The organism is Nocardia sp. NPDC004123 (assembly GCF_053603795.1).
The window spans coordinates 109,335-129,627 of the sequence record NZ_JBSGGG010000027.1 but is presented as its reverse complement, the minus strand read 5'-3'; the positions used below and the strand labels follow the sequence as shown (position 1 = coordinate 129,627).

Here is a 20,293-nt window from a genome sequence, read left to right as displayed (position 1 = left end):
CACGGAGCCATCCCTTCTATCGACACCCATTCCAGGGCGTTACACACCCGTTCCGCCCGAATGGGAAAAATTTCGCGGCCCACCGCTGGGGGGACAATCGAGACGGATCGGAACCGTACGACGCGAGGAGACCACTCATGGAGCTCGGAATGATCGGACTCGGCCGGATGGGCGCGAATATCGTGCGCCGGATCGTGCGGGACGGGCATACCGCCGTCGGCTACGAACGCCACCCGGAGCACATCGAGGAACTCTCCGCCGAACTCGGCGACAGCTTCCAGGGCAGCACCGAACTCCCCAAGTTCGTGGCCATGCTCACCGCCCCGCGCGTGGTGTGGGTGATGATCCCGGCGGGCGCCACCGGCGCGGTCATCGACACGCTGGCCGGGCTGCTGGAACCCGGCGACATCATCATCGACGGCGGCAACAGCCGCTACCACGAGGACATCGCGCGGGCAAAGGCCCTGCGGCCCAAGGGCATCCACTATGTGGACATCGGCACCTCGGGCGGCGTGTTCGGGCTCGAACGCGGCTTCTGCCTGATGATCGGCGGCGAGAACGAGACCGTCGCCCACCTGGACCCGCTGCTGAAGTCGATCGCTCCCGGCGTGGACGCCGCGCCGCGCACCCCCGGGCGCACCGGTACGCCCTCCACCGCCGAACAGGGCTACCTGCACTGCGGCCCAGCGGGTGCGGGGCACTTCGTGAAGATGGTGCACAACGGGATCGAGTACGGCGCGATGGCCGCGTACGCGGAGGGCCTCAACATCCTCCACCGGGCCGATGCCGGCGAGCACCAGGACACCGAGCACTCCGCGGAGGTCACCCCGCTCGAACACCCCGAGTACTACCGCTACGACATCGACGTACCCGAGGTCACCGAGGTGTGGCGGCGCGGTTCGGTGGTCGCCTCCTGGCTGCTCGACCTCACCGCCGCCGAGCTCTACGCCGACCCGAACCTCGATTCCTTCGGCGGCCGCGTCTCCGATTCGGGCGAGGGCCGCTGGACCCTCGATGCCGCCATCGACGAGGGCGTGCCCGCCCCCGTCCTGTCCGCGGCCCTGTTCCAGCGCTTTTCCTCCCGCGGCGAGGGGCTCTACGCCGACAAGGTGCTTTCTGCCATGCGCCAGGCCTTCGGTGGTCACCATGAGCTACCGCAGGGGTGAATGCGCCATGCGTGGTGGCGCACGCGGTGTCGATAGCGGGAGATCGAAGAACTCCGGCTACGGTCGGGGCATGCGCCTTGTACCGGGAATCGTCGTCGCGGTGACCGCACTCGTGCTGTCCGGCTGTTCCAGCAGCGACAACTCGTCCACCCAATCCGCGCAGACCAGCAGCGGATCCCCGAGCAGCACCACCACCATCGCCGCACCGCCGCCGACGACTCCGGCGCAGCAGGATTGCGCGGCCGGCTACCTGTCGCAGTTCACGCTGCGACAGAAGCTGGCGCAGCTGCTCACCGTCGGCGTCACCGGCGAGGCCGATGCCGAGAACGTGGTGAAGACCGAGCAGATCGGCGGCATCTTCATCGGCAGCTGGACCGACAAGGCCATGCTGGCCCAGCACCAGGTGGACGCGGTCCAGAAGGCCTCGCGGACACCGCTCATGGTGACCATCGACGAGGAGGGCGGGCGGGTCTCGCGCGCCAAGGACCTGATCGGGGCCGCGCCCTCGTCCCGGGTGATCGCGCAGACCATGAGCCCGGACGAGTTCTACACCTTCAGCCTGGACCGGGCACAGAAGCTGAAGGCGCTGGGCGTGACCGCGGACTTCGCGCCCGACGCCGATGTCAGCAGCCAGCCCGACGATTCGGTGATCGGCGACCGCTCCTTCTCCGACGACCCGGACGTGGTGGTGCAGTACGCGGGCGCCTTCATCCGGGCCTTCAAGGACGCCGGGGTGGGCAGCGTCATGAAGCACTTCCCGGGCCACGGTTCGGGCTCGGGCGACTCGCACACCGGCGCGGTACAGACCCCGCCGCTGGATCAGCTGCAGAACAAGGACCTGGTGCCGTTCCGGCAGCTGGTCGATTCGGGTGCGGCGGTCATGGTCGGCCACCTGGATGTGCCCGGACTCACCACCCCGAATGTGCCGGCCAGCATCAGCCCGCAGGCCATGGCACTGCTGCGGCAGGGCACCGGCTACGGCGCAGCACCCTTCGACGGCGTCATCTTCACCGACGATCTGGGCGGCATGGCGGCCATCACCAATCGCATGAGCATCGAGGACGCGGTGGAGGCCGCCCTGATCGCGGGCGCCGACAATGCGCTGTGGATCACCACGGACGCGGTGCCGAAGGTGCTCGACCGGCTCGTCGACGCGGTCAGCAGCGGCCGCCTACCGGGAGCCCAGGTGGATGCCTCGGTGCTTCGCATGGCAAAGTTCAAGGGCTCCGCGCCGCACTGCTGAGCAAACTTCCGGTTTCGAGTACCTCTCACGGATCGGCCCGCCGCGGCGCGAAAGCGCTGTTGAGCGCGGTATTGGCGAAGGACCGGCAATTCACGCTCATGGAACTTACCATGGAGTAAGATAAGGACTTCGACGCTCGTGGAGAGCGTCGACTGTCCGGTCTTAGGAGAGTGAATGGCAGGCGGAACGAAACGGCTTCCTCGCGCGGTGCGCGAGCAGCAGATGCTCGACGCCGCCGTGGAGGTCTTCTCGCGCAAGGGGTACCACGACACCTCCATGGACGCCATCGCCGCCGAGGCGAAGATCTCCAAGCCGATGCTGTACCTCTACTACGGATCCAAGGACGAGCTCTTCCGCGCCTGCATCCACCGCGAGAGCATGCGGTTCATCGAGGCGGTCGCGGTCGCGGGCAACCCCAAGCTCACCCCGCACGAGCAGCTGCGCGCGGGCCTGGAGGCCTTCCTGTCCTACGTGGACCAGAACCGGCTGTCCTGGCAGGTCCTCTACCGGCAGGCGCTGGGCCAGCAGCCCTTCGCCTCCGAGATCGCCAACAGCCGCGACCGGGTCATCGAACTGACCGCCAAGCTGCTCGAATCCAGCGCCAAATACGCCGAACCGGGCACCAATTTCGAGGTGGTGTCGGTGGCCGTGATCGGCGCGGGCGAGGCCATCGCCGACCGGGTCGCCAGCGGGCAGATCGATATGGCCGAGGCCGTGAACCTGCTCGACGATCTGGCCTGGCGCGGTCTGTCCGGCAGTAAGAAGAAGACCGAACCGGTCTGACCGGTGCCGGGCCGTCCGTCGCCCGGCCGACTTGCCGCCACGCCCCTCGCCTGCCACAGTTCGCTGCGATCGTGTTGCAGGACGGCCGCTTCGGCCGGGGATGGGGATCGTCGTTGTTCGGCTTGCTGAAGCCGTGTGCGCACAGTGCGGTGCGGCACGGTATCGACCCGTCGGCCTGGCAGACCCACCTGTGTGGTCTCTGCCTGGGTTTGCGTGACGGCCACGGCCAGCTCGCGCGCGCGGCGACCAATACCGATGCCATCGTCCTCGAAATACTCACCGAGGCACAGCAATCCGAGCCGTCCGCCCGCACCGGCGCGGGCCCCTGCCCGTTGCGCGGCATGCGCCGCGCCGAGGTGGTCGCCGCCGGCGCGCCCGGCGTGCGCCTCGCCGCGACCGCCTCACTGCTGCTGGGCGCGGCCAAGATTCGCGACCATGTCGACGACGGCGATGCCCACCGCCTGGCGCGCCGCCCGCTCACCCGCGTCTCCACCCGGTGGCACACCCGGGCCCGCGCCGCCGCCGAGCCCCTCGGTCTCGACGTCGAACCACTGATCGCCGCGATCGAATCGCAACTGCGGCTGGAGAATTCACCCGAGAGCACCCTCGCCGAGCTGACCGCGCCGACCCAGCTCTGCGCGGCGGAATTGTTCGCGCACACCGCGATTCTCGCGAACCGGCCCGAGAACGCCGTCGCCCTGCGTGAGGCGGGATGGCATTTCGGCCGTATCGCGCACCTGGCCGACGCGCTCGAAGACCTCGACGCGGACAACGCCCAGGGTCACTTCAACCCGCTGTCGGCCACCGGAACCACTCCGGAACAGGCGCACGCCCTTGTCGCCGAATCGAATTCGCTCCTGCGCGCGGCCCTCGGCCGCGTCGCCCTGGACCGCGCCGCCACGGTCCGCTGGATCCTGCTCGACCCGCTGGGAGGCGTGGTCCGCAAGCTGGGCCGGGCCGCGGGCATCGCGCACACCTGCACCACCCACACCTGTCGCACCCACTCCGCGACGGCACCGCGCGGTGGGCAGCCCTGGCAGCCGGGTCCCGGACCGGACTATCCCGGGCCCGGCGGGCCGCCGTATCCCGGCTCGGAGCCGCAGTTTCAGCCGCCGTGGCAGCCGGGCGCGCCGTTCACGCCGCAGCCGGGGCTGGTGCCGCCCGGGCCGGGAGGACCGCCGATGCAGCGGCCGAACCTGCTCGAGGGGCTGGGGATCATCGGCACCCAGTACTGCACCGGCTACGCGTGTTTCAAGTGGCACACCCGCCCGTGCAGCGGGCATCGCAAGGCGCCGTGGATCGATCGCTGCGACTGCGACTGCTGCGATTGCTGCGGCAACTGCAACTGCGGTGGCGGCCATCACCACGCCGCGGGCGGCGGTGGCGGCTGCTGCGACGGCCACGGCTGCTGCGACTGCAATTGCGGCGGGTGTGATTGCGATTGCTGCGACGGCGACTGCTGCGACTGTGACTGCTGCGGATGCGATTGCAGCTGCTGAACATCGCGAGCCGAGACCGGCACGGCCGCCCCTCTCACGTCGTGTGATCGCCGTGCAAGGGGCATGCAAGCGGTCGTGCCCAGGCTGGAGGCATGACAACGGCACATGTTCCGGTCCTGGTGGCCGGCGGCGGTCTGGTCGGATTGTCCGCCGCACTGTTCCTCGAATACCACGGCGTCCCTTACGTTCTGGTGGAGCGGCGGGCGACCGCCTCGCCGCTGCCGCGTTCGCGGGGGCTGCACACCCGCACCGGTGAGATGTACCGGCAGGCCGGGGTCGAGGCGCAGATCCTGGCGGCGGCGGCGAGCGCGTTGCGGGCGGGGAAGTTCGGCGGCGCGTTGACCGGCGAGTCGGTGCGGACCGCGGAGTCGCTGGATCTGTCGGGGCTGGGCGCGGCCATGGCGGCCGCGGACCCGAGTCCGTCGCAGTTCGTGTTCCTGCCGCAGGTGGAGCTCGAACCAGTGCTCGCGCAGGCCGCCCGGGAGCGCGGCGGCGACCTCCGATTCGGCACGGAGCTGGTGGAATTCGAGCAGGACGGGACGGGTGTCAGCGCGCTGCTGCGGGACGCCTCGGGCGCGCGGTCGCCACTGCGGGCCGATTACCTGATCGCGGCGGACGGTGCGGGGAGTCCGATCCGCCGGGCGCTGGGCATCACCGGCCGGGAGCTGCCGCCGACCCACCACTATCTGAATGTGTTCGCCCGCACCGACCTCACCGGCCTGCTCGACGGCCGCGCCTTCAGCCAGTGCGAGATCACCGGACCGGCGGTGCGTGGACTCGTGTTGTCCAAGAACAACACCGATGAATGGTCCTTCCACATCGAATACGACCCGGCCACCGAATCGCCCGCCGACTGGCCGGATGCGCGCTGTGTCGCGGCCATTCGCGCCATGGTCGGCGCACCCGATCTCGAGGTGCGGATCCTGGCCCGCAGCGCTTGGGACACCGGCACTTTCGTGGCCGGTGAATACCGCCGCGATCGAATCTTCCTGGTCGGCGATGCGGCGCACCGCCACGCGCCCTGGGGCGGCTACGGCGGCAACACCGGCGTCGCCGACGCGCACAATCTGGTCTGGAAACTGGCGGCCACCCTGCACGGGAACGCCGGTCCGGCGCTGCTGGATTCCTATGCGGCCGAGCGCCGCCCGCGCGCCGAGGTGGCGGTCGAGCAGTCGCGTCTGGGCACCGACTTCCGGACCCGCTACGGCATCGAAACCCCCGGCAATGCCGACGATCTGGCCCGCCGGCTGGATACGGCGACGGTGATGACCCGCTACCGCTATACCTCGACGGCCGTCCTCACCGCGCCCGGCGCCGCCCCGCATGTCGCGACCCTCCAGGGCCGGACGGGAACCCGCCTCCCGCACTGGTGCGTCGACGCCGGCTGGTGGACCCCCTCCACCCTGGACCTGTGCGGCCCGGGCTTCACCCTGCTGGTCGCGGGTCCGGCCGGGGCCTGGCGCACGGCCGCCGCACAGGCGCGGCGCGCCACCGGTATCGACCTGGCCGTGCACGCCCTGCCCGCGGCCGACTGCGCGACGCATGCCGGGCTGGCCGCGGGCGAGGCCCTGCTGGTCCGGCCGGATCACCACATCGCGGCCGGTCCCGATTCCGGGCTGACGCCGGACTGGCTCGGTGACGTGCTGACGCTGCTGGTCGACGGCAGCAGTGCGCCGATGCACTCGCCCATCGCCTGACCCGCTCCGGAAATACAAGAGCCGCACACTGTTTCGGGCCGGATGTAGAAACCCCTGCGTGGCGACATCCGAATTCGAAACAGTATGCGGCTCTTCACCCCCGTCGGGCGGACCGCCGGATGGCGGCCGCGCCCGAATCTTCGGGTGTCAGGCTCGACACTTCCTCGCACTGCGGATTTTCGACCCTACCCGCGCGGCGAGGTTTCAGCGCAGCGTAGCGGTGAGGTGCGGGTAGCCCTTCTTCGGGTTCTTCAAGGACAGGTCCCACCCACCGGACACCTGGTCCGCGTACAGGTTCACCGTGGACGGCAGGAAGATCGGCTTGCCGAACTTCACCGCGTAGGTGACCTGGTCGGGGATCCGGCCCTCGAGCGCGCCGAGCGCGGTGGCGGCCGACCACATGCCGTGCGCGATCGGCTTCGGGAACCCGAAGGCCTTGGCGCCCAGTGCCGAGGTGTGGATCGGGTTGTGGTCGCCCGAGGCGCCCGCGTAGCGGTTGATCATCTTCTGATCGACGCGCAGCGCGCGCAGCGGCGGGGGCGGCACCTCGTCCGGCTTGGGCTCGGGCTTGGGCCCGCCCGACAGCGAGGTGCGCTGCTGGTGCAGGAAGGTGGTGACCTGACGCCACACCAGCTCCCGGCCCACACTGACCTCGGTGACGGCGTCCACCAGCAGGCCCTTGGGGTGCTCGCGCAGGTTCTCGATGTGGGTCTCGAAGTCCAGCGGCTCGGACACCGAGATCTCACGGGTGCGCTCGATGACGTTCTCCGCGTGCACCGCGCCCACGGCCACGAACGGGAAGTCGCGGGCGACGACCAGCTGCATGGCCAGCGGGAAGCTGAGCACGAACGGATAGGTCAGCGGCAGTGCGTCGCCGAAGCGCAGGCCGGTGGCCCGGCAGTAGGCGGCGAGGTGGTCCGGGTCGATCTTGAAGCCCTCGAGCCGGACCCTGCGGTCCGGCAGGGTGGGCTTGCGGGCCGACAGACCCGGCACCGGCAGCGCGCCCAGGGCGGCCTTGACGAACAAGCCGCTGTTCTTGGGCACCTCGGCGAGGTTGATGGTCTGCGTCATCATGCTCCGATCAGGGCCTGGCCGCAGACGCGAACGATATTGCCGGACACCGCATTCGACGCCGGGGAGGCGAAGTACGCGATGGTCTCGGCGACGTCCACGGTCTGACCGCCCTGCAGCAGCGAGGACAGCAGGCGCCCGCCCTCGCGGGTGGCCAGCGGGATGGCGGCGGTCATGGCGGTCTCGATGAAACCGGGGGCCACCGCGTTGATGGTGATGCCCTGCTCGGCCAGCTTCGGGGCCTCGGCGTTCACCATGCCGATGACACCGGCCTTGGAGGCGCCGTAGTTGGTCTGGCCGCGGTTGCCGGCGATGCCCGCGATGGAGGACACGTCGATGACCCGGCCACCCGTGCGGAGCGCGCCCGCGGCCACCAGGCCCTCGGTAATGCGGTGCGGCGCGGCCAGGTTCACGTTGATGACCGAGTTCCAGCGGCCCTCGTCCATATTGGCGAGCAGCTTGTCGCGGGTGATGCCGGCGTTGTGGACGACGATGTCGATGCCGCCGAAGCGCTCGGTGGCGAAGCCGGCCAGCTTCTCGGCCGCGTCGGCGGCGGTGACGTCGAGGGCGAGCGCGGTGGCGCCGACCTTGTTGGCGGTCTCCGACAGCGCCTCGCCGGCGGCCGGGATGTCGGCCACGATCACGGTCGCGCCGTCCCGGGCGAAGACCTCGGCGATGGTGGCGCCGATGCCGCGGGCGGCACCGGTGACCACGGCGACCTTGCCCTCCAGGGGCTTGTCCCAGGAGGCCGGGGCGGTCGAGTCGTCCTTGCCGACCCGGAAGACCTGGCCGTCGACGAACGCCGACTTGCCCGACAGCACGAAGCGCAGGGTGGACTCCAGACCCGTTGCGGCCGTGGCGGCCTCGGGGTGCAGATAGACCAGGTTGCTGGTGGCGCCGCGCAGCAGCTCCTTGCCGACCGAGCGGGTGAAGCCCTCCAGCGCGCGCTGCGCGATCTGGGCGTCGACCGACTCGGTGAGCTCGGGGGTGGTGCCGATGACCAGCACCCGGCCGGAGGCGGCGATACTGCGCATGGCGGGCTGGAAGAACTCGAACAGCTGCTGCAGCTCCTCGATGGTGCGGATGCCGGTGGCGTCGAAGACCAGCGCGCCGAACTTCACGCCCGGGGTGACCGCGTCCACGAAGGTGTAGTCGCTCAGCAGGTTCCGCACGGCGTCGGCGACGCGGCCCTTGCCGCCCAGCAGCACCGGGCCCGGGAGCGCGGCCTCGCCGGCCTGGTAGCGGCGCAGCGTCTCCGGCTGCGGCAGGCCCAGTTTCGAGGCCAGGAACGCGCCCGGCGCGGAGTGAACGAACGATCCGTACAGGTTGGGAGCGCCCTTGCTCTTGCTGGCAGCCACGTTTCCTACCTTCTCTTGTGTGGGTGAGTGGTCCTCGCCCGCTCGGGCCTTGCGCACCGGCCTCGGGAGCCGTGTTGCGCACATGTGCGGGGTACGGTGTCGACAATGAACTTACTCCAGAGTAAGTTTAATGTAAACCGAGTGGCGCGCATCCACCGGAATGGCGCGCGCCGGAAATCCCACCGACGAGACACTGGAGACTCGAGTGACCACCAAAGCCCGTTCGGCGAAGGCCGCGGCCAAGACCACCAAGCAGGCCCGCCCGGTTGCCATCCTCGGCGGTAACCGCATCCCGTTCGCTCGTTCCGACGGCAAGTACGCCCACGCGTCCAACCAGGACATGTTCACCGCGGCCCTGAACGGCCTGGTCGCCCGCTTCGGCCTGCAGGGCGAGCGCCTGGGCCTGGTCGTCGGCGGCGCGGTCCTCAAGCGCGTCGGCGAGCACGGCATGATCCGCGAGAGCGTGCTCGGCTCCACCCTGTCGCCCTACACCGCGGCCCACGACCTGCAGCTGGCCTGCGGCACCGGCCTGCAGTCGATTGTCACCGTGGCCGACGGCATCGCCCTGGGCCGCATCGAGAACGGCGTCGGCGGCGGCACCGACACCACCTCCGACGCGCCGATCGGCGTGAGCGAGGGCATGCGCGAGTGGATGCTCGACGCCAACCGCGCCAAGAAGAACTCCGACTACGTGAAGCTCGTCGGCCGGCTGCGCCCCTCGATGGTCGGCATCGAGATCCCACGCAATGCCGAGCCGCGCACCGGGCTGTCCATGGGTGAGCACGCCGCCATCACCGCCAAGGAATTCGGCATCTCCCGTGAGACGCAGGACGAGCTGGCCTACCTGTCGCACAAGAACATGGCCGCCGCCTACGACCGCGGCTTCATGGACGACCTCGTCACCCCGTTCCTGGGCCTGACCCGCGACGACAACCTGCGCCCGGGCTCCACCATCGAGAAGCTGGCCACCCTGAAGCCGGTCTTCGGCACCAAGCTGGGCGACGCCACCATGACCGCCGGCAACTCCACCCCGCTCACCGACGGCGCGTCCGCGGTGCTGCTGGGCTCCGAGGAGTGGGCGGCCTCGCGCAACCTGTCGCCGCTGGCCTACCTGGTGGACTCCGAGGTCGCCGCGGTGGACTACATCCACGGCCCCGACGGCCTGCTGATGGCTCCCACCTACGCGGTGCCGCGCATGCTGGCCCGCAACGGCCTGACCCTACAGGACTTCGACTACTACGAGATCCACGAGGCCTTCGCCTCCGTGGTGCTCGCCACCCTGCAGGCGTGGGAGTCGGACCAGTACTGCAAGGAGCGCCTGGGCCTGGACGGCGCGCTCGGCAAGATCGACCGCGCCAAGCTGAACGTGAACGGCTCCTCGCTCGCCGCGGGTCACCCGTTCGCCGCCACCGGCGGCCGCATCATCGCCCAGACCGCCAAGCAGCTGGCCGAGAAGGGTGGCGGCCGCGCGCTGGTCTCCATCTGCGCCGCGGGCGGCCAGGGCGTCGTCGCCATCGTCGAGCGGTAGTTCGCCAGGGGATACGCCCTGAAAACCCTTGGAGGATAGGGGCATTGGCCCCCAACCCCCGTTACTGCGTTCGAGGGCGGTGCCCGGCCGGGCACCGCCCTCGCCGCTGTCGGGATCACCGCCACGACCCAATTCGGTGTCAGCGCACCAGATTCAGCGTGCGGCGGGCCAGGTCGGAGATACGGGTTCCGTCGTAGCCGGCGACGGAGCTGTGGACGGTGTCGTGGAACGGCGCGGTCCAGTGGGCGGGGATGGCGGCGGCCCCGGCGAGGATGCCCGCCACCGAGCCGGCGGTCGCGCCGTTGGAGTCGGTATCCCAGCCGCCCTGGACGGTGAGGGCGATGGTGCGGGTGAAATCACCTTCACCCCAGAGTAATCCGGCGGCGATGAGGCAGGCGTTGCCGATGGCGTGGACCCAGTTGTAGTGGGCGTGGCGGGTGTGGATGGCGGTCACAGCCCGGTCCCAGGACATGCCGCCGCGGTGGTCGTCGGCGACCTCGGACAGGGCCAGTGCCAGGCGGGAGCGGGCGGGGATGACCGAGTGCGCGACGGCCAGCGCTACGGCGGGGCCGGGGGCGGTGAAGGCGGCGGCGATCAGCGCACCCGACCACATGGCGGCCCATAAACCATTGCCTACGTGGGAGATCGAGGCGTCACGAGCCGCCGCGGCGGCCGCGCGGCGGGGTTGTCCGGGATGGGTGTAGCCGTGGATGTCGGCGCGGATGAGCCCGCCGATCCACTCGCGGTAGGGGTTGCGGTAGATGGCGGTGCCGGGCGGGGCGAAACCGTCGATGAGATTGCGGTAGGCGACGCGTTCGGCGGTGTAGGTCTGCAGGAACGGCAGGCGCTCGAGCCAGAGGGCCGCGACGTCATCGGGGGTGAACGACTTCCCGTGCTGCTCCAGCAGATGCAGACCGAGAATCGGGTAGTCGACGTCGTCGTCACGGGGACAGCCGTCGATACGGCCGAGAGTGGCTGTGTGCCAGGATCTTCGGCCATCGGACTCGGGCGGCAGCGGGTCGGCGACGGGGACGTAGTCGCGCAGCGGATAGGCCCCGCTCGCCTCCAGATACCCGCGGATACGTGCGGGCGTCCAGACGAAGCCGTTCTCCAGGGGTTTGCCCAGCGTGCAGCCGATACAGCGGCCGAGCCAGCCGCCGTGGATGCGGTCCAGCAGCTCCGGCTCGCCCAATGCTGGAATCGAATCCGCTTCGAGGTCAGCCGGATTCGCATGCCACGGCGCGTCCACCCATTCGGTGTAGGGCCAGTCCGGCAGTCGCGGCGCCCGCTCGACCCGATCCAGCAGCCGCCAGCAGGCCCCCGGAATCGCCTGCTCGGTGTGCGTGAGATCGCGTACTTCCTCCGCGAAATCGTCTACCGCGTAACCGGATTCGGCGCGCTGACACCACTCGTAGTACAGCAGGGCGCGCGGATCGGCCTCATGGTGGCCGAAGAAGGCCGACTCTATGGTCACAACACCGCCTGGGTGGCCGCGACCACCTCGGAGAGCAGGGGCAGGGATTCCTCGCGCTGTGGCGCGCGCGCCCACCAGCGGCCCTCATGGGTGTGACGGCCGAATCCGGTGGGCAGGATGACATTACTGCGATGCGGGCCGATGTCGACGCTGTTGCGCTCGAGCAGCTCGAGGCATTCGTCGGACGGGTAGCCGTCGAAGACCGCCAGGAAGGTGCGGCGCGGCGGCTTGTCGCGCACCAGCACCGGACCGGCCAGGCCGCGACTGACCAGTTCGTCAAGGATCAAGGCCCCCAACGGTTCCGGGGTGTTCAGCGCCGCGATGGTGTCGACCAGCGGTAGGACCACGAAGCCCGGTGTGGTCACATGCACGTGGGGGAGACCGAACAGGGAGCGGTACACACGCGCCCACTCCTGCGGGGTCGTCAGCTCGTCCAACCGCACAATCCACCCCTCGTCCGGGCCCTGCTCCAACGACGGCGATGTCGATCGTCGGCGAGAGCCGACGTTTTCAGTGAAAACCCGTCCCCCGCATCGCACCACCGGTTTGGGTGAATCGTGAGCGAACTGTGGAGAACTTGCGACGCGACGAAGATTGCCAAGTCCACTGAACGGTCTGTTTCCGGGGTAGCCTCGGGGTACAGCCAGGCGTTCCTACCAGGAGGTTCGTCATGCCCTGCGACTTGATGCTGATTGCCTACGACGGCTCCGAGAATGCCCGGCGGGCCGTCGAATACGCGGGACGGTTCCTGGCCGCCGACAGAGCCGTGGTGCTGACGGCGTGGGAGCCGATGGTGCGCCAGGCCGCGCGGTTGTCGGGACTGTCCGGGGTGATGCAGCCGGAGTGGATGACCGACGACGAAATAGAGGACATCGCGCTGGTGGACGCCCGGAATATCAATGCCGAAGGCGTGCGGCTGGCCAAGCTGGCCGGCCTGAACGCCGAGGCGCGCACCGCCGAGTGCACCACCACCATCTGGAACGCCATCGTCGAGACCGCCGACGAGCTGAACGTGGACATCATCGTGGCGGGCACCCGCGGGGCCACCGGCATCCGGGCCCTCATGCATTCGAGCGTCGCCGACGCCGTGCTCAAGCACTGCCATCGCCCGGTGCTCATGGTGCCGCCGGGCCGCGAACCCGCCGAAAAACGGGCCTGACGCCGGGAAACCCGGGACGGCCGGGGTCCACGCGCCCCCGGCCGGAGCGGGGCATTGCGGGAAAGATGCTGGGCCGCAACGGAATACCCGTACCTGCCCGGCGGCCCGGTGAGAGATGCGTCGCTCCGCGGTCCGGGCCGTCCGGCCCCGGGGCTATGGTCGAACCATCATGGACGGATTTCTGCTCGCGACGCCGGACGGTGTCGTACGCACCTCTGGCACCCGCGCCGCCTTCGATTCGGCGGCCGCCGCGAGCATGGCGCTGCGGTCCGGGGCAGCCGAGCTGATCGTGGGCGCGCTGCCGTTCGATCCACGCCGTCCCGCCGCCCTGGTGACGCCCGAGCAGGCCGCGCACACCGCCGGACCGTGGCGCCCGGCCGCCCTGCCGGACCTGCCCGAGGTCCGCATCGTCTCCGAAATACCCAGTGCCGCAGAGCATGTCGCGCGCGTTACGAGACTCGTGGCGCAGCTGGGCGATCCGGAGCAGCCGCTGCGCAAGGTGGTGGCGGCCCGGTCGCTGCTGGCCGAGGCACAGGCCCCGCTGGAGCCCGAGGTGATCGCCGCGCACCTGGTGACCCGGCATCCGCGGGCCGCCGTCTACGCCGTCGACCTGTCGGCGGCGGGACGCCCCGGCGACACGCTGCTGGGCGCCACGCCCGAGGTGCTGATCTCCCGGCACGGCCGCGCGGTCACCCTGCACCCGCTGGCCGGCACCCTGCCCCGGCTCGCCGATCCGGAGGCGGACGCGGCCCAAGCCCGGGATTTGCTGGCCAGTACCAAGAATCGCGACGAGCACGCCTTCGTCATCGACTGGATCCGCGAACTGCTGACACCCGTCTGCGCCGAGCTGACCATCCCCGACGGACCCGAACTGCTGTCCACGCCCGAGGTCTGGCACCTGGCCACCCCCATTCGCGGCGTGTTGCGCGATCCGGCCACCACCGCCCTGGACCTCGCGGTCCTGCTGCACCCCACCCCCGCGGTCTGCGGCACCCCGACCGCCCTGGCCCTGGACGCCATCGCCGACCTCGAGGGCGACCGCGGCTTCTACGGCGGCGCGGTCGGCTGGTGCGACGCGGCCGGTGACGGCGACTGGTTCGTCGCCATCCGCTGCGCGGAACTCGCCGCCGACGCCTGCTCGCTGCGCGCCTTCGGCGGCGGCGGCATCGTGGCCGCTTCCGACCCGCACACCGAACTCCACGAAACGACCGCCAAGCTCCGCACCTTCCTCGGCGCGCTCACCCGCCTCCCCGAGACTCCTGCGCACGGCTGGGAGCCGTGAGCATCGAGCACGCGTGCCGACGGTTGGGAGCCGAACCCATTCCGGAGGTCCCCGGCGAGTTACCCCACCGTCACCAAATCAGTCGTCACCACGGCATACGACAACATGCCCGCCGAAGGCTCGGGGTTGTGGGGAGCCCGAGGGGCGAAACCTGCTAGGTTGGCCCGGTTACGCATGCGTCCGATGTTGGGAGTACCGCGATGAAGTTTGCCGTTCCTGGTGCAGCGAGTGCTGTCGGTGGAGCCCTGGTCGGGCTGGCGGCGGTCCTGGTCATCACAATGGCGGCTTCGCAGGACAAGCGGCCCGAGATCGATCGCAGCGGCGAGGCGGGCTCGTCGCTATTGAACAACGTTGAGTACGGCTCACGCTGACCGGACGACCTCCGAACCAGGCCAACCCGAAGACTCACAGTCCGATGTGACCGGTCCGGGCGAGGACCGGTCTCCGACGACACTTCAGGACTCTGCCGGCACGGCCCCGCTGGGCCGCCGCTGGCTGCTCGGCAGTGTCATCGCCGCCTTCCTGCTGACCTTCCTGCAGGTGCCCGGGCAGACCGTCGCCGATACGAAATACGATCTGGCGCAGAATCCGCTGGGCTTTCTGGCCCGCGCCTCCCATCTGTGGAGCAGCCAGGCCCCGATGGGGCAAGTGCAGAACCAGGCCTACGGCTACTTCTTCCCGCACGGCGCGTTCTTCTCGCTCGGGCATCTGCTCGGCCTGGCCGGCTGGGCGACCCAGCGCATCTGGTGGGCGCTGCTGCTGCTCGCGGGATTCTGGGGCATCATCCGGCTCTGCGAGACCCTCGGCATCGGCAGCCGGGGCTCGCGGGTGATCGCGGCGGTCGCGTTCGCGTTCTCGCCCCGCGTGCTCACCACACTCGGCTCGATCTCCTCGGAGACGCTGCCGATGATGCTCGCGCCCTGGGTGCTGCTGGCTCCCGCCGCCCTGGGCGTGGCGATGCAGCGCCCCGCGCGGCGTGGCATGGCGACTCCCGCGGGCAGCGCCCTCGCGCTCGCGCTGATGGGTTCGGTGAACGCGGTGGCCACGGCCGCGGCGTTCCTGCCCGCGGCGCTGTGGTGGTTGTCCTACCGGCCGAATCGAGTGTGGTGGCGCTTCACCCGCGCCTGGATTCCGCTGCTGGTGCTGGGCACCTTCTGGTGGGTGGTGCCACTGCTGTTGCTGGGCAAGGTGAGTCCGCCGTTCCTGGACTACATCGAATCCTCCGGCGTGACGACGCAGTGGGCCTCGCTGGGCGAGGTGCTGCGCGGCACCGACAGCTGGACCCCGTTCGTCTCCCCGGAGCGCATCGCGGGCGCGGTGCTGGTGACCCAGCCCGCGGCGGTGCTGGCCACCGGCCTGCTGGCCGCGGCGGGCATGGCCGGTCTGGCCATGCGGTCCATGCCGAATCGTGGCCGGCTCGCCCTGATCCTGATCGTCGGACTGGCCGGCATCTGCGCGGGTTACGCGGGTGAGCTGGGCGGGCCGTTCGCGGAACAGGTACGCGTCTTCCTGGACTCCGGCGGCGCGCCGCTGCGCAATGTGCACAAGCTGGAACCGCTCATCCGGCTGCCGCTGGTGCTGGGACTCGCGCATCTGCTGAGCCGGGTGCCGCTGCCCGCATCGGTGCCGATGCCGGTGTGGCGCAGGGCCTTCGCGCATCCCGAGCGCGACCGCATGGTGGCGGTCGCCGCGCTCATCCTGACGGCGCTGACGCTGTCGACCTCGCTGGCCTGGACCGGCAAGCTCGCCCCGCGCGGCAGCTACGACCGGGTCCCGGCGTACTGGCAGCAGACCGCGGATTGGCTGGCGCACAACGCCTCCGAGACCCGGGCGCTGGTGGTGCCGGGCGCGCCGTTCGGCAGCCAGGTATGGGGTCTGACCCGCGACGAGCCCCTGCAGGCGCTGGCGAACACCCCGTGGGCGGTGCGGGATTCGGTGCCGCTCAACCCGCCCGGCGCGATCCGCGCCATGGATTCGGTGCAGCGGCTCATTGCCGACGGACGGCCGTCGGCGGGGCTGGCCGCGACGCTGGCCGGGCAGGGCATCGGAATCCTGGTGCTGCGCAACGACCTCGACCCGGAGACCTCGCGCTCCACCCGGCCGATGCTGGCCCACCGCGCGCTCGACGGCTCGCGCGGATTGACGAAGGTCGCCCAGTTCGGGAATCCGATCGGGACCGCCAGGGTGGAGGGCCTGGTCGCGGACGGCGATCTGCGCCCGGCATACCCGGCGATCGAGATCTATCGCGTCGGGTCGACCGTGCCCGGCACCCCCGCCCAGGTGCGCAGCGGCGTCGGCGCGCCGACGTCGTTCCCGGGGGCGTTCACCGTCCCGCTGGACAGCGTCCCGGTGATCCAGGGCGGTCCCGAGGTGGTGGAACGGCTGCGCCGCAATCCCGCGGCGCCCGCCGGGCCGGCCGTGCTGGCCGCCGACGCCGCCACCGCCGGACTGCCGGCGGACGGGGTCACCATCACCGACACACCGATGGACCGGGAGACCGACTTCGGGCGGGTCGACAACCACAATTCGGCGCTGCGGGCCCCGGGCGACGCCCGCCGCACCCACAATCTGGTGCCGGACTATCCGGTGCCCGGCGCCCAGCTGGTGGCGGGCGAATGGTCCGGCGCGACCATCACCGCCTCCAGTTCCGCCGGTGACGCCACCCAGCTGGGCGGCGCCGCGCCCGGCAGCTCGACCGCGGCCGTGGTGGACGGCGATCCGGCCACCGCGTGGATCAGCAATGGCGCCGAACACGCTGTCGGGCAATGGCTCCGGCTGGATCTGGACAAGCCGATCAGTTCCGCGGTGCTGCGCCTGACCACCAGCGCGGCCGCCATCGGCAGCCCGGTGAAGTGGGTGGAGGTGGAGACCGCGAAGGGCACGGTGGCGGGGCGCATCACCGAACCCGGTACGCCAGTGGCGATCTCGCTGCCGCCGGGCCGCACCGACTGGATCAAGATCACCGCCGTGCACACCGAGGACGGCAGTGCCGGTGGCCAATTCGGGATCAGCGAACTGAGCCTGGACGATTACGCCGACCGCGAGAACCCGGTGACCGTGGACATCCGGCACCGTACGGTACTGCCGCCCGCCCCCGCCGGCGCGCAGGTGCGCGGCTGGGACCTGGGACAGGAATTCCCCGGCCGCAGCGCCTGTTTCGACTCCCCCGACCGCGTCCGGTGCAGCAAGGGCCTGGCCCTGGCCGCCGAGGAGCCGGGCCTGTTCGAACGCACCCTGCAGGTGCCGCAGCCGGTCACCGTGTCCCCGGACCTGATCGTGCACACCCGTCCCGGTCCGGCGCTGGAGGCGCTGCTCACCGATCAGGACCGGCCCATCGCCCGGGGTCGCGCCGATGTCGGCGACCCGCGCGGCTCCGCCCTCGCGGCCACCGACGGGGACCCGCGCACCAGCTGGACCGCGCCCGAGACCACCGTCCGCAATCCGGCGGGGCCCAAACCCACACTCACCATCGAACTTCCGGCCCCGACCCTGGTGACCGGTCTGGAGGTGACGCCGTCGCGCGGCGATCTGCCCGCGCACCCCACCTCCGTCTCGGTGAATCTCGGCGACGGCCCGCAGGTGCGCACCGTGAATCCGGACTCCGGCGCGACCAGCCGGGTGGACCTGCACCCCTACCTCACCGATCGCATCGAGGTCAGCATCCAGACCTGGGACGGCGTACTCGACCGCACCGCACTGGGTTTCGCACAGGAGCAGCCGCCCGGCCTGGCCGAGGTGAACGTGCTGGGCCCCGACTACCCCGCCCCCGCCGATCCGGACCGGCTCCTCACCATCGACTGCGCGCACGGGCCCACCATCGCCGCCGCGGGCCGCACCCTGCACACCACGGTGACCGGCACCGCCGCCGAATTGCGTTCCGGCGCACCGCTGCCCGCCACCGTGTGCGGGGCCGACGCGAACAGCGCCGACGATGCGACGAGCGAGAGCGGCTTCGACTTCCCGTCCGGCCGTGTGGATGTCGCGGTCGCGCCGACCGAACTGTTCACCGTCGACGAACTGCGCCTGGACCGCGCCCCGGCGCTCGCCCCGGTGGCCGATCCGAACGGCAGCACCGGCACGCAGGTGCTGGTGCTGCCGCTGAGCACGAATGTCGGATGGCAGGCCAAGTCCGCCGACGGCCACCCGCTGCAGCCCGTGGTGATCAACGGCTGGCAGCAGGCGTGGCTGGTGCCGGCCGGAACCAAGGGCCCGATCACCGTCGCATTCCCCACCGATCGCTGGTACCGCCTGGCCATCTTCGGCGGCCTGCTGTTGCTGATTCCGCTGATCGTGCTGGCATTCCGGGGTGCGCGCTCGCCCGTCCGCGACGATGGGCCGCCGCCGCGCACCTGGCGCAGTCGCACCGTCGCCGGGCTGGGACTGGCCGCCGGGGCCGGTCTCATCGCCGGACCGGTCGCCCTCGTGCTCACCCTGTTCGGCCTGATGGCCGACCGGCTCCGGCCGCAGGTGCTGCCGCGGGCGCTGGTGGCGATCGCGGCCGGCGGTACCGCCATCTCCGCGGCCGCGCTGTCGACCGGGCCCTGGCGTTCGTTCGAGGGCTATGCCGGCGGTTCGCTGTGGGTGCAGTTCCCGGCGCTGGTCGCGGTGATCGCGGTGGGGATCGCGGCCCTGCCGCCACGCCGCTGAATCAGCGTGCCGCCCCGCCGCTGAATCGTGCTGCCGCTCAACCGAAGCGGCGGCGCGTCCACTGCCGCACGGGTTCCTCGACGAGGGCATAGCTGGCGGCCGCCAGCGGCAGCGTGAAGGCCACGGTCAACAGGTAGACCACCACGAAATGCCCGTGGAACGGCACGATGCCGAATACCGGGAAGATGATCGACAGTACGGCCAGATGCCAGATGAAGATGCCGTACGACCAGCGTCCGAGGGTCGCGGCGACCCGGCCCTCCAGCACCCGGTGCCGCCGATCGGGCCGCAGCACCAGCGGGGCCAGCAGGCCGAACCCGATGACCGCGCCGAGCGCCATCTTCATGACGTACTGCCACGGCTGCCCGTGCACGAGACCCGCCGGACCCGCCAGATCGGTGGCCGCCAGCAGCATGGCCACGAAGGCGAGCGGCCACATCAGCCACTGGTTCCCGGCCACCCGCCGCCAGCGCGGGGCGGACAGGTCGGCGAGTTCGGCCAGCAGCATGCCCGCCGCGAACCACGGCAGATAGCCCGGCAGCCAGTTGTCGGCGTGAATGCCCTCGGGCGTGGGCACCGGCAAGAAGTTCCAGCCCAGGCACAGCAGTCCCAGTCCCAGCACCACCGGCACCCGCAGCCGCGCCCGTTGCCCGCGCAACCAGACCAGGGCGAACGCCAGCAGCGGAAGCACAAGGTAGAAGGCGACTTCCACCGAGAGGCTCCACATCTGGGTGAGACCGTCGGTCAGGGTGAAGGGCACGAACACCTGCAGCAGACCGAGATTCGACAGCCACACCCGCAAGCCCGCGGTGTGCGCCGCGCTGGGCAGCAGGATCAGCACCACGCCCACGACCACCCAGTAGGCGGGCAGGATGCGGGCCGCGCGATGCAGTAGATACCGTCCGGCGCTCGGCGCGCGGCCCTGTCCCCGGGCCGCGGCGGCGTGCGGGCGCCACAGCAGGAATCCCGACAGCGCGAAGAACACCGCGACCGCCATGTCGAATCGCTCCCACACCCGGCCCAGCACCGGCTGCCCGGTGGCGCCGGTCTGGAAGGCCACGTGGGTGAGCACCACCCCCAGCGCCGCCAGCGCGCGCATGCCCTCGAGTGCCGGAACGAAGCGACCCAGACGGGCCGCGGGCGGCTCGGCCGGGATCGGGTTCGTCTCGGGATTCAGGGTGGTCGTCATCGCGCCCCAGTCTGCCCTGTCGCCGTTCGCCCGAGCGCCCGGCCGCCTCCGCACGACTGCACCGGGCGGCTATTTCGGGGAGTTTTCCGGCCTCGGCCACCCTCTGGGACCGCTCGGACTGTTAGTGTCTGGGCTCACGAGTGCTGCGCGGCGACCGCAGTACTGGAGGAAACACGTGTTCGACGACGAGGAGAACC

Annotated in this window: 15 protein-coding genes; 10 read left to right on the top strand and 5 right to left on the bottom strand. The window is 70.7% G+C overall.

The window, feature by feature from the left end; genetic code table 11:
* Positions 1 to 137 precede the first annotated feature (137 nt).
* The 5 genes from gnd to ACWEQQ_RS34155 all read left to right on the top strand — a co-directional run bounded on the left by gnd (position 138) and on the right by ACWEQQ_RS34155 (position 6,388).
* Positions 138 to 1,166 (top strand): phosphogluconate dehydrogenase (NAD(+)-dependent, decarboxylating), encoded by a 1,029-nt coding sequence (gene gnd, locus ACWEQQ_RS34175; RefSeq protein ID WP_452345644.1) that lies wholly within the window; start codon positions 138 to 140, stop codon positions 1,164 to 1,166.
* A gap of 70 nt (positions 1,167 to 1,236) precedes the next feature.
* Positions 1,237 to 2,409 (top strand): glycoside hydrolase family 3 N-terminal domain-containing protein, encoded by a 1,173-nt coding sequence (locus ACWEQQ_RS34170; RefSeq protein WP_452345643.1) that lies wholly within the window; start codon positions 1,237 to 1,239, stop codon positions 2,407 to 2,409.
* A 174-nt stretch (positions 2,410 to 2,583) separates the two neighbouring features.
* Complete coding sequence (locus ACWEQQ_RS34165) at positions 2,584 to 3,192, top strand: TetR/AcrR family transcriptional regulator (protein WP_356995924.1); 609 nt, start codon at positions 2,584 to 2,586, stop codon at positions 3,190 to 3,192.
* A 113-nt stretch (positions 3,193 to 3,305) separates the two neighbouring features.
* Positions 3,306 to 4,691 carry a DUF5685 family protein gene (locus ACWEQQ_RS34160; protein WP_452351113.1) on the top strand — a complete coding sequence of 462 codons (1,386 nt, stop codon included), beginning with the start codon at positions 3,306 to 3,308 and terminating at the stop codon, positions 4,689 to 4,691.
* A gap of 92 nt (positions 4,692 to 4,783) precedes the next feature.
* Positions 4,784 to 6,388: an FAD-dependent monooxygenase gene (locus ACWEQQ_RS34155; protein WP_452351112.1), complete on the top strand. Its 1,605-nt coding sequence runs from the start codon at positions 4,784 to 4,786 to the stop codon at positions 6,386 to 6,388.
* Positions 6,389 to 6,592: 204 nt separating this feature from the next.
* Here the strand turns inward: ACWEQQ_RS34155 and ACWEQQ_RS34150 are convergent, their stop codons facing one another.
* The gene (locus ACWEQQ_RS34150; protein WP_452351111.1) at positions 6,593 to 7,459 is read right to left on the bottom strand and encodes a MaoC family dehydratase; all 867 of its coding nucleotides are present in this window, start codon (positions 7,457 to 7,459) and stop codon (positions 6,593 to 6,595) included.
* Complete coding sequence (locus tag ACWEQQ_RS34145) at positions 7,459 to 8,817, bottom strand: 3-oxoacyl-ACP reductase (RefSeq protein ID WP_452351110.1); 1,359 nt, start codon at positions 8,815 to 8,817, stop codon at positions 7,459 to 7,461. Before ACWEQQ_RS34145 ends, ACWEQQ_RS34150 begins: the two co-directional genes overlap by 1 nt.
* Before the next feature lie 205 nt (positions 8,818 to 9,022).
* On the opposite strand from ACWEQQ_RS34145, the gene ACWEQQ_RS34140 reads away from it, so the two are divergent.
* Positions 9,023 to 10,345: an acetyl-CoA C-acetyltransferase gene (locus ACWEQQ_RS34140; protein WP_452351109.1), complete on the top strand. Its 1,323-nt coding sequence runs from the start codon at positions 9,023 to 9,025 to the stop codon at positions 10,343 to 10,345.
* A gap of 139 nt (positions 10,346 to 10,484) precedes the next feature.
* On the opposite strand, the gene ACWEQQ_RS34135 is transcribed toward ACWEQQ_RS34140, so the two are convergent.
* Both ACWEQQ_RS34135 and ACWEQQ_RS34130 read right to left on the bottom strand, forming a co-directional pair.
* The gene (locus tag ACWEQQ_RS34135) at positions 10,485 to 11,819 is read right to left on the bottom strand and encodes an ADP-ribosylglycohydrolase family protein (RefSeq protein WP_452351108.1); all 1,335 of its coding nucleotides are present in this window, start codon (positions 11,817 to 11,819) and stop codon (positions 10,485 to 10,487) included.
* Entirely contained in the window at positions 11,816 to 12,256 is a 441-nt protein-coding gene (locus ACWEQQ_RS34130) for a hypothetical protein (protein ID WP_452341064.1), read from the bottom strand. Before ACWEQQ_RS34130 ends, ACWEQQ_RS34135 begins: the two co-directional genes overlap by 4 nt.
* A gap of 233 nt (positions 12,257 to 12,489) precedes the next feature.
* On the opposite strand from ACWEQQ_RS34130, the gene ACWEQQ_RS34125 reads away from it, so the two are divergent.
* From ACWEQQ_RS34125 to ACWEQQ_RS34110, 4 genes are all read left to right on the top strand, one after another.
* Positions 12,490 to 12,978, top strand: a complete 489-nt coding sequence (locus ACWEQQ_RS34125) for a universal stress protein (protein WP_364609603.1) — start codon at positions 12,490 to 12,492, stop codon at positions 12,976 to 12,978.
* Between the two features lie 169 nt (positions 12,979 to 13,147).
* Positions 13,148 to 14,260 carry an isochorismate synthase gene (locus ACWEQQ_RS34120; protein WP_452351107.1) on the top strand — a complete coding sequence of 371 codons (1,113 nt, stop codon included), beginning with the start codon at positions 13,148 to 13,150 and terminating at the stop codon, positions 14,258 to 14,260.
* Positions 14,261 to 14,460: 200 nt separating this feature from the next.
* Positions 14,461 to 14,631, top strand: a complete 171-nt coding sequence (locus tag ACWEQQ_RS34115) for a DUF2613 domain-containing protein (protein WP_354841234.1) — start codon at positions 14,461 to 14,463, stop codon at positions 14,629 to 14,631.
* A 46-nt stretch (positions 14,632 to 14,677) separates the two neighbouring features.
* Positions 14,678 to 18,907: an alpha-(1->3)-arabinofuranosyltransferase gene (locus ACWEQQ_RS34110; protein WP_452351106.1), complete on the top strand. Its 4,230-nt coding sequence runs from the start codon at positions 14,678 to 14,680 to the stop codon at positions 18,905 to 18,907.
* Positions 18,908 to 18,944: 37 nt separating this feature from the next.
* Here the strand turns inward: ACWEQQ_RS34110 and ACWEQQ_RS34105 are convergent, their stop codons facing one another.
* Positions 18,945 to 20,096, bottom strand: coding sequence for an acyltransferase family protein (locus ACWEQQ_RS34105; RefSeq protein ID WP_452351105.1), 1,152 nt, complete (start codon positions 20,094 to 20,096; stop codon positions 18,945 to 18,947).
* Positions 20,097 to 20,293 lie beyond the last annotated feature (197 nt).

Coding starts and splice junctions, on each gene's coding strand:
- gnd (WP_452345644.1), top strand. CDS start 138: ATGGAGCTCGGAATGATCGGACTCGGCCGGATGGGCGCGAATATCGTG.
- ACWEQQ_RS34170 (WP_452345643.1), top strand. CDS start 1,237: ATGCGCCTTGTACCGGGAATCGTCGTCGCGGTGACCGCACTCGTGCTG.
- ACWEQQ_RS34165 (WP_356995924.1), top strand. CDS start 2,584: ATGGCAGGCGGAACGAAACGGCTTCCTCGCGCGGTGCGCGAGCAGCAG.
- ACWEQQ_RS34155 (WP_452351112.1), top strand. CDS start 4,784: ATGACAACGGCACATGTTCCGGTCCTGGTGGCCGGCGGCGGTCTGGTC.
- ACWEQQ_RS34150 (WP_452351111.1), bottom strand. CDS start 7,459: ATGACGCAGACCATCAACCTCGCCGAGGTGCCCAAGAACAGCGGCTTG.
- ACWEQQ_RS34125 (WP_364609603.1), top strand. CDS start 12,490: ATGCCCTGCGACTTGATGCTGATTGCCTACGACGGCTCCGAGAATGCC.
- ACWEQQ_RS34120 (WP_452351107.1), top strand. CDS start 13,148: ATGGACGGATTTCTGCTCGCGACGCCGGACGGTGTCGTACGCACCTCT.
- ACWEQQ_RS34115 (WP_354841234.1), top strand. CDS start 14,461: ATGAAGTTTGCCGTTCCTGGTGCAGCGAGTGCTGTCGGTGGAGCCCTG.
- ACWEQQ_RS34105 (WP_452351105.1), bottom strand. CDS start 20,096: ATGACGACCACCCTGAATCCCGAGACGAACCCGATCCCGGCCGAGCCG.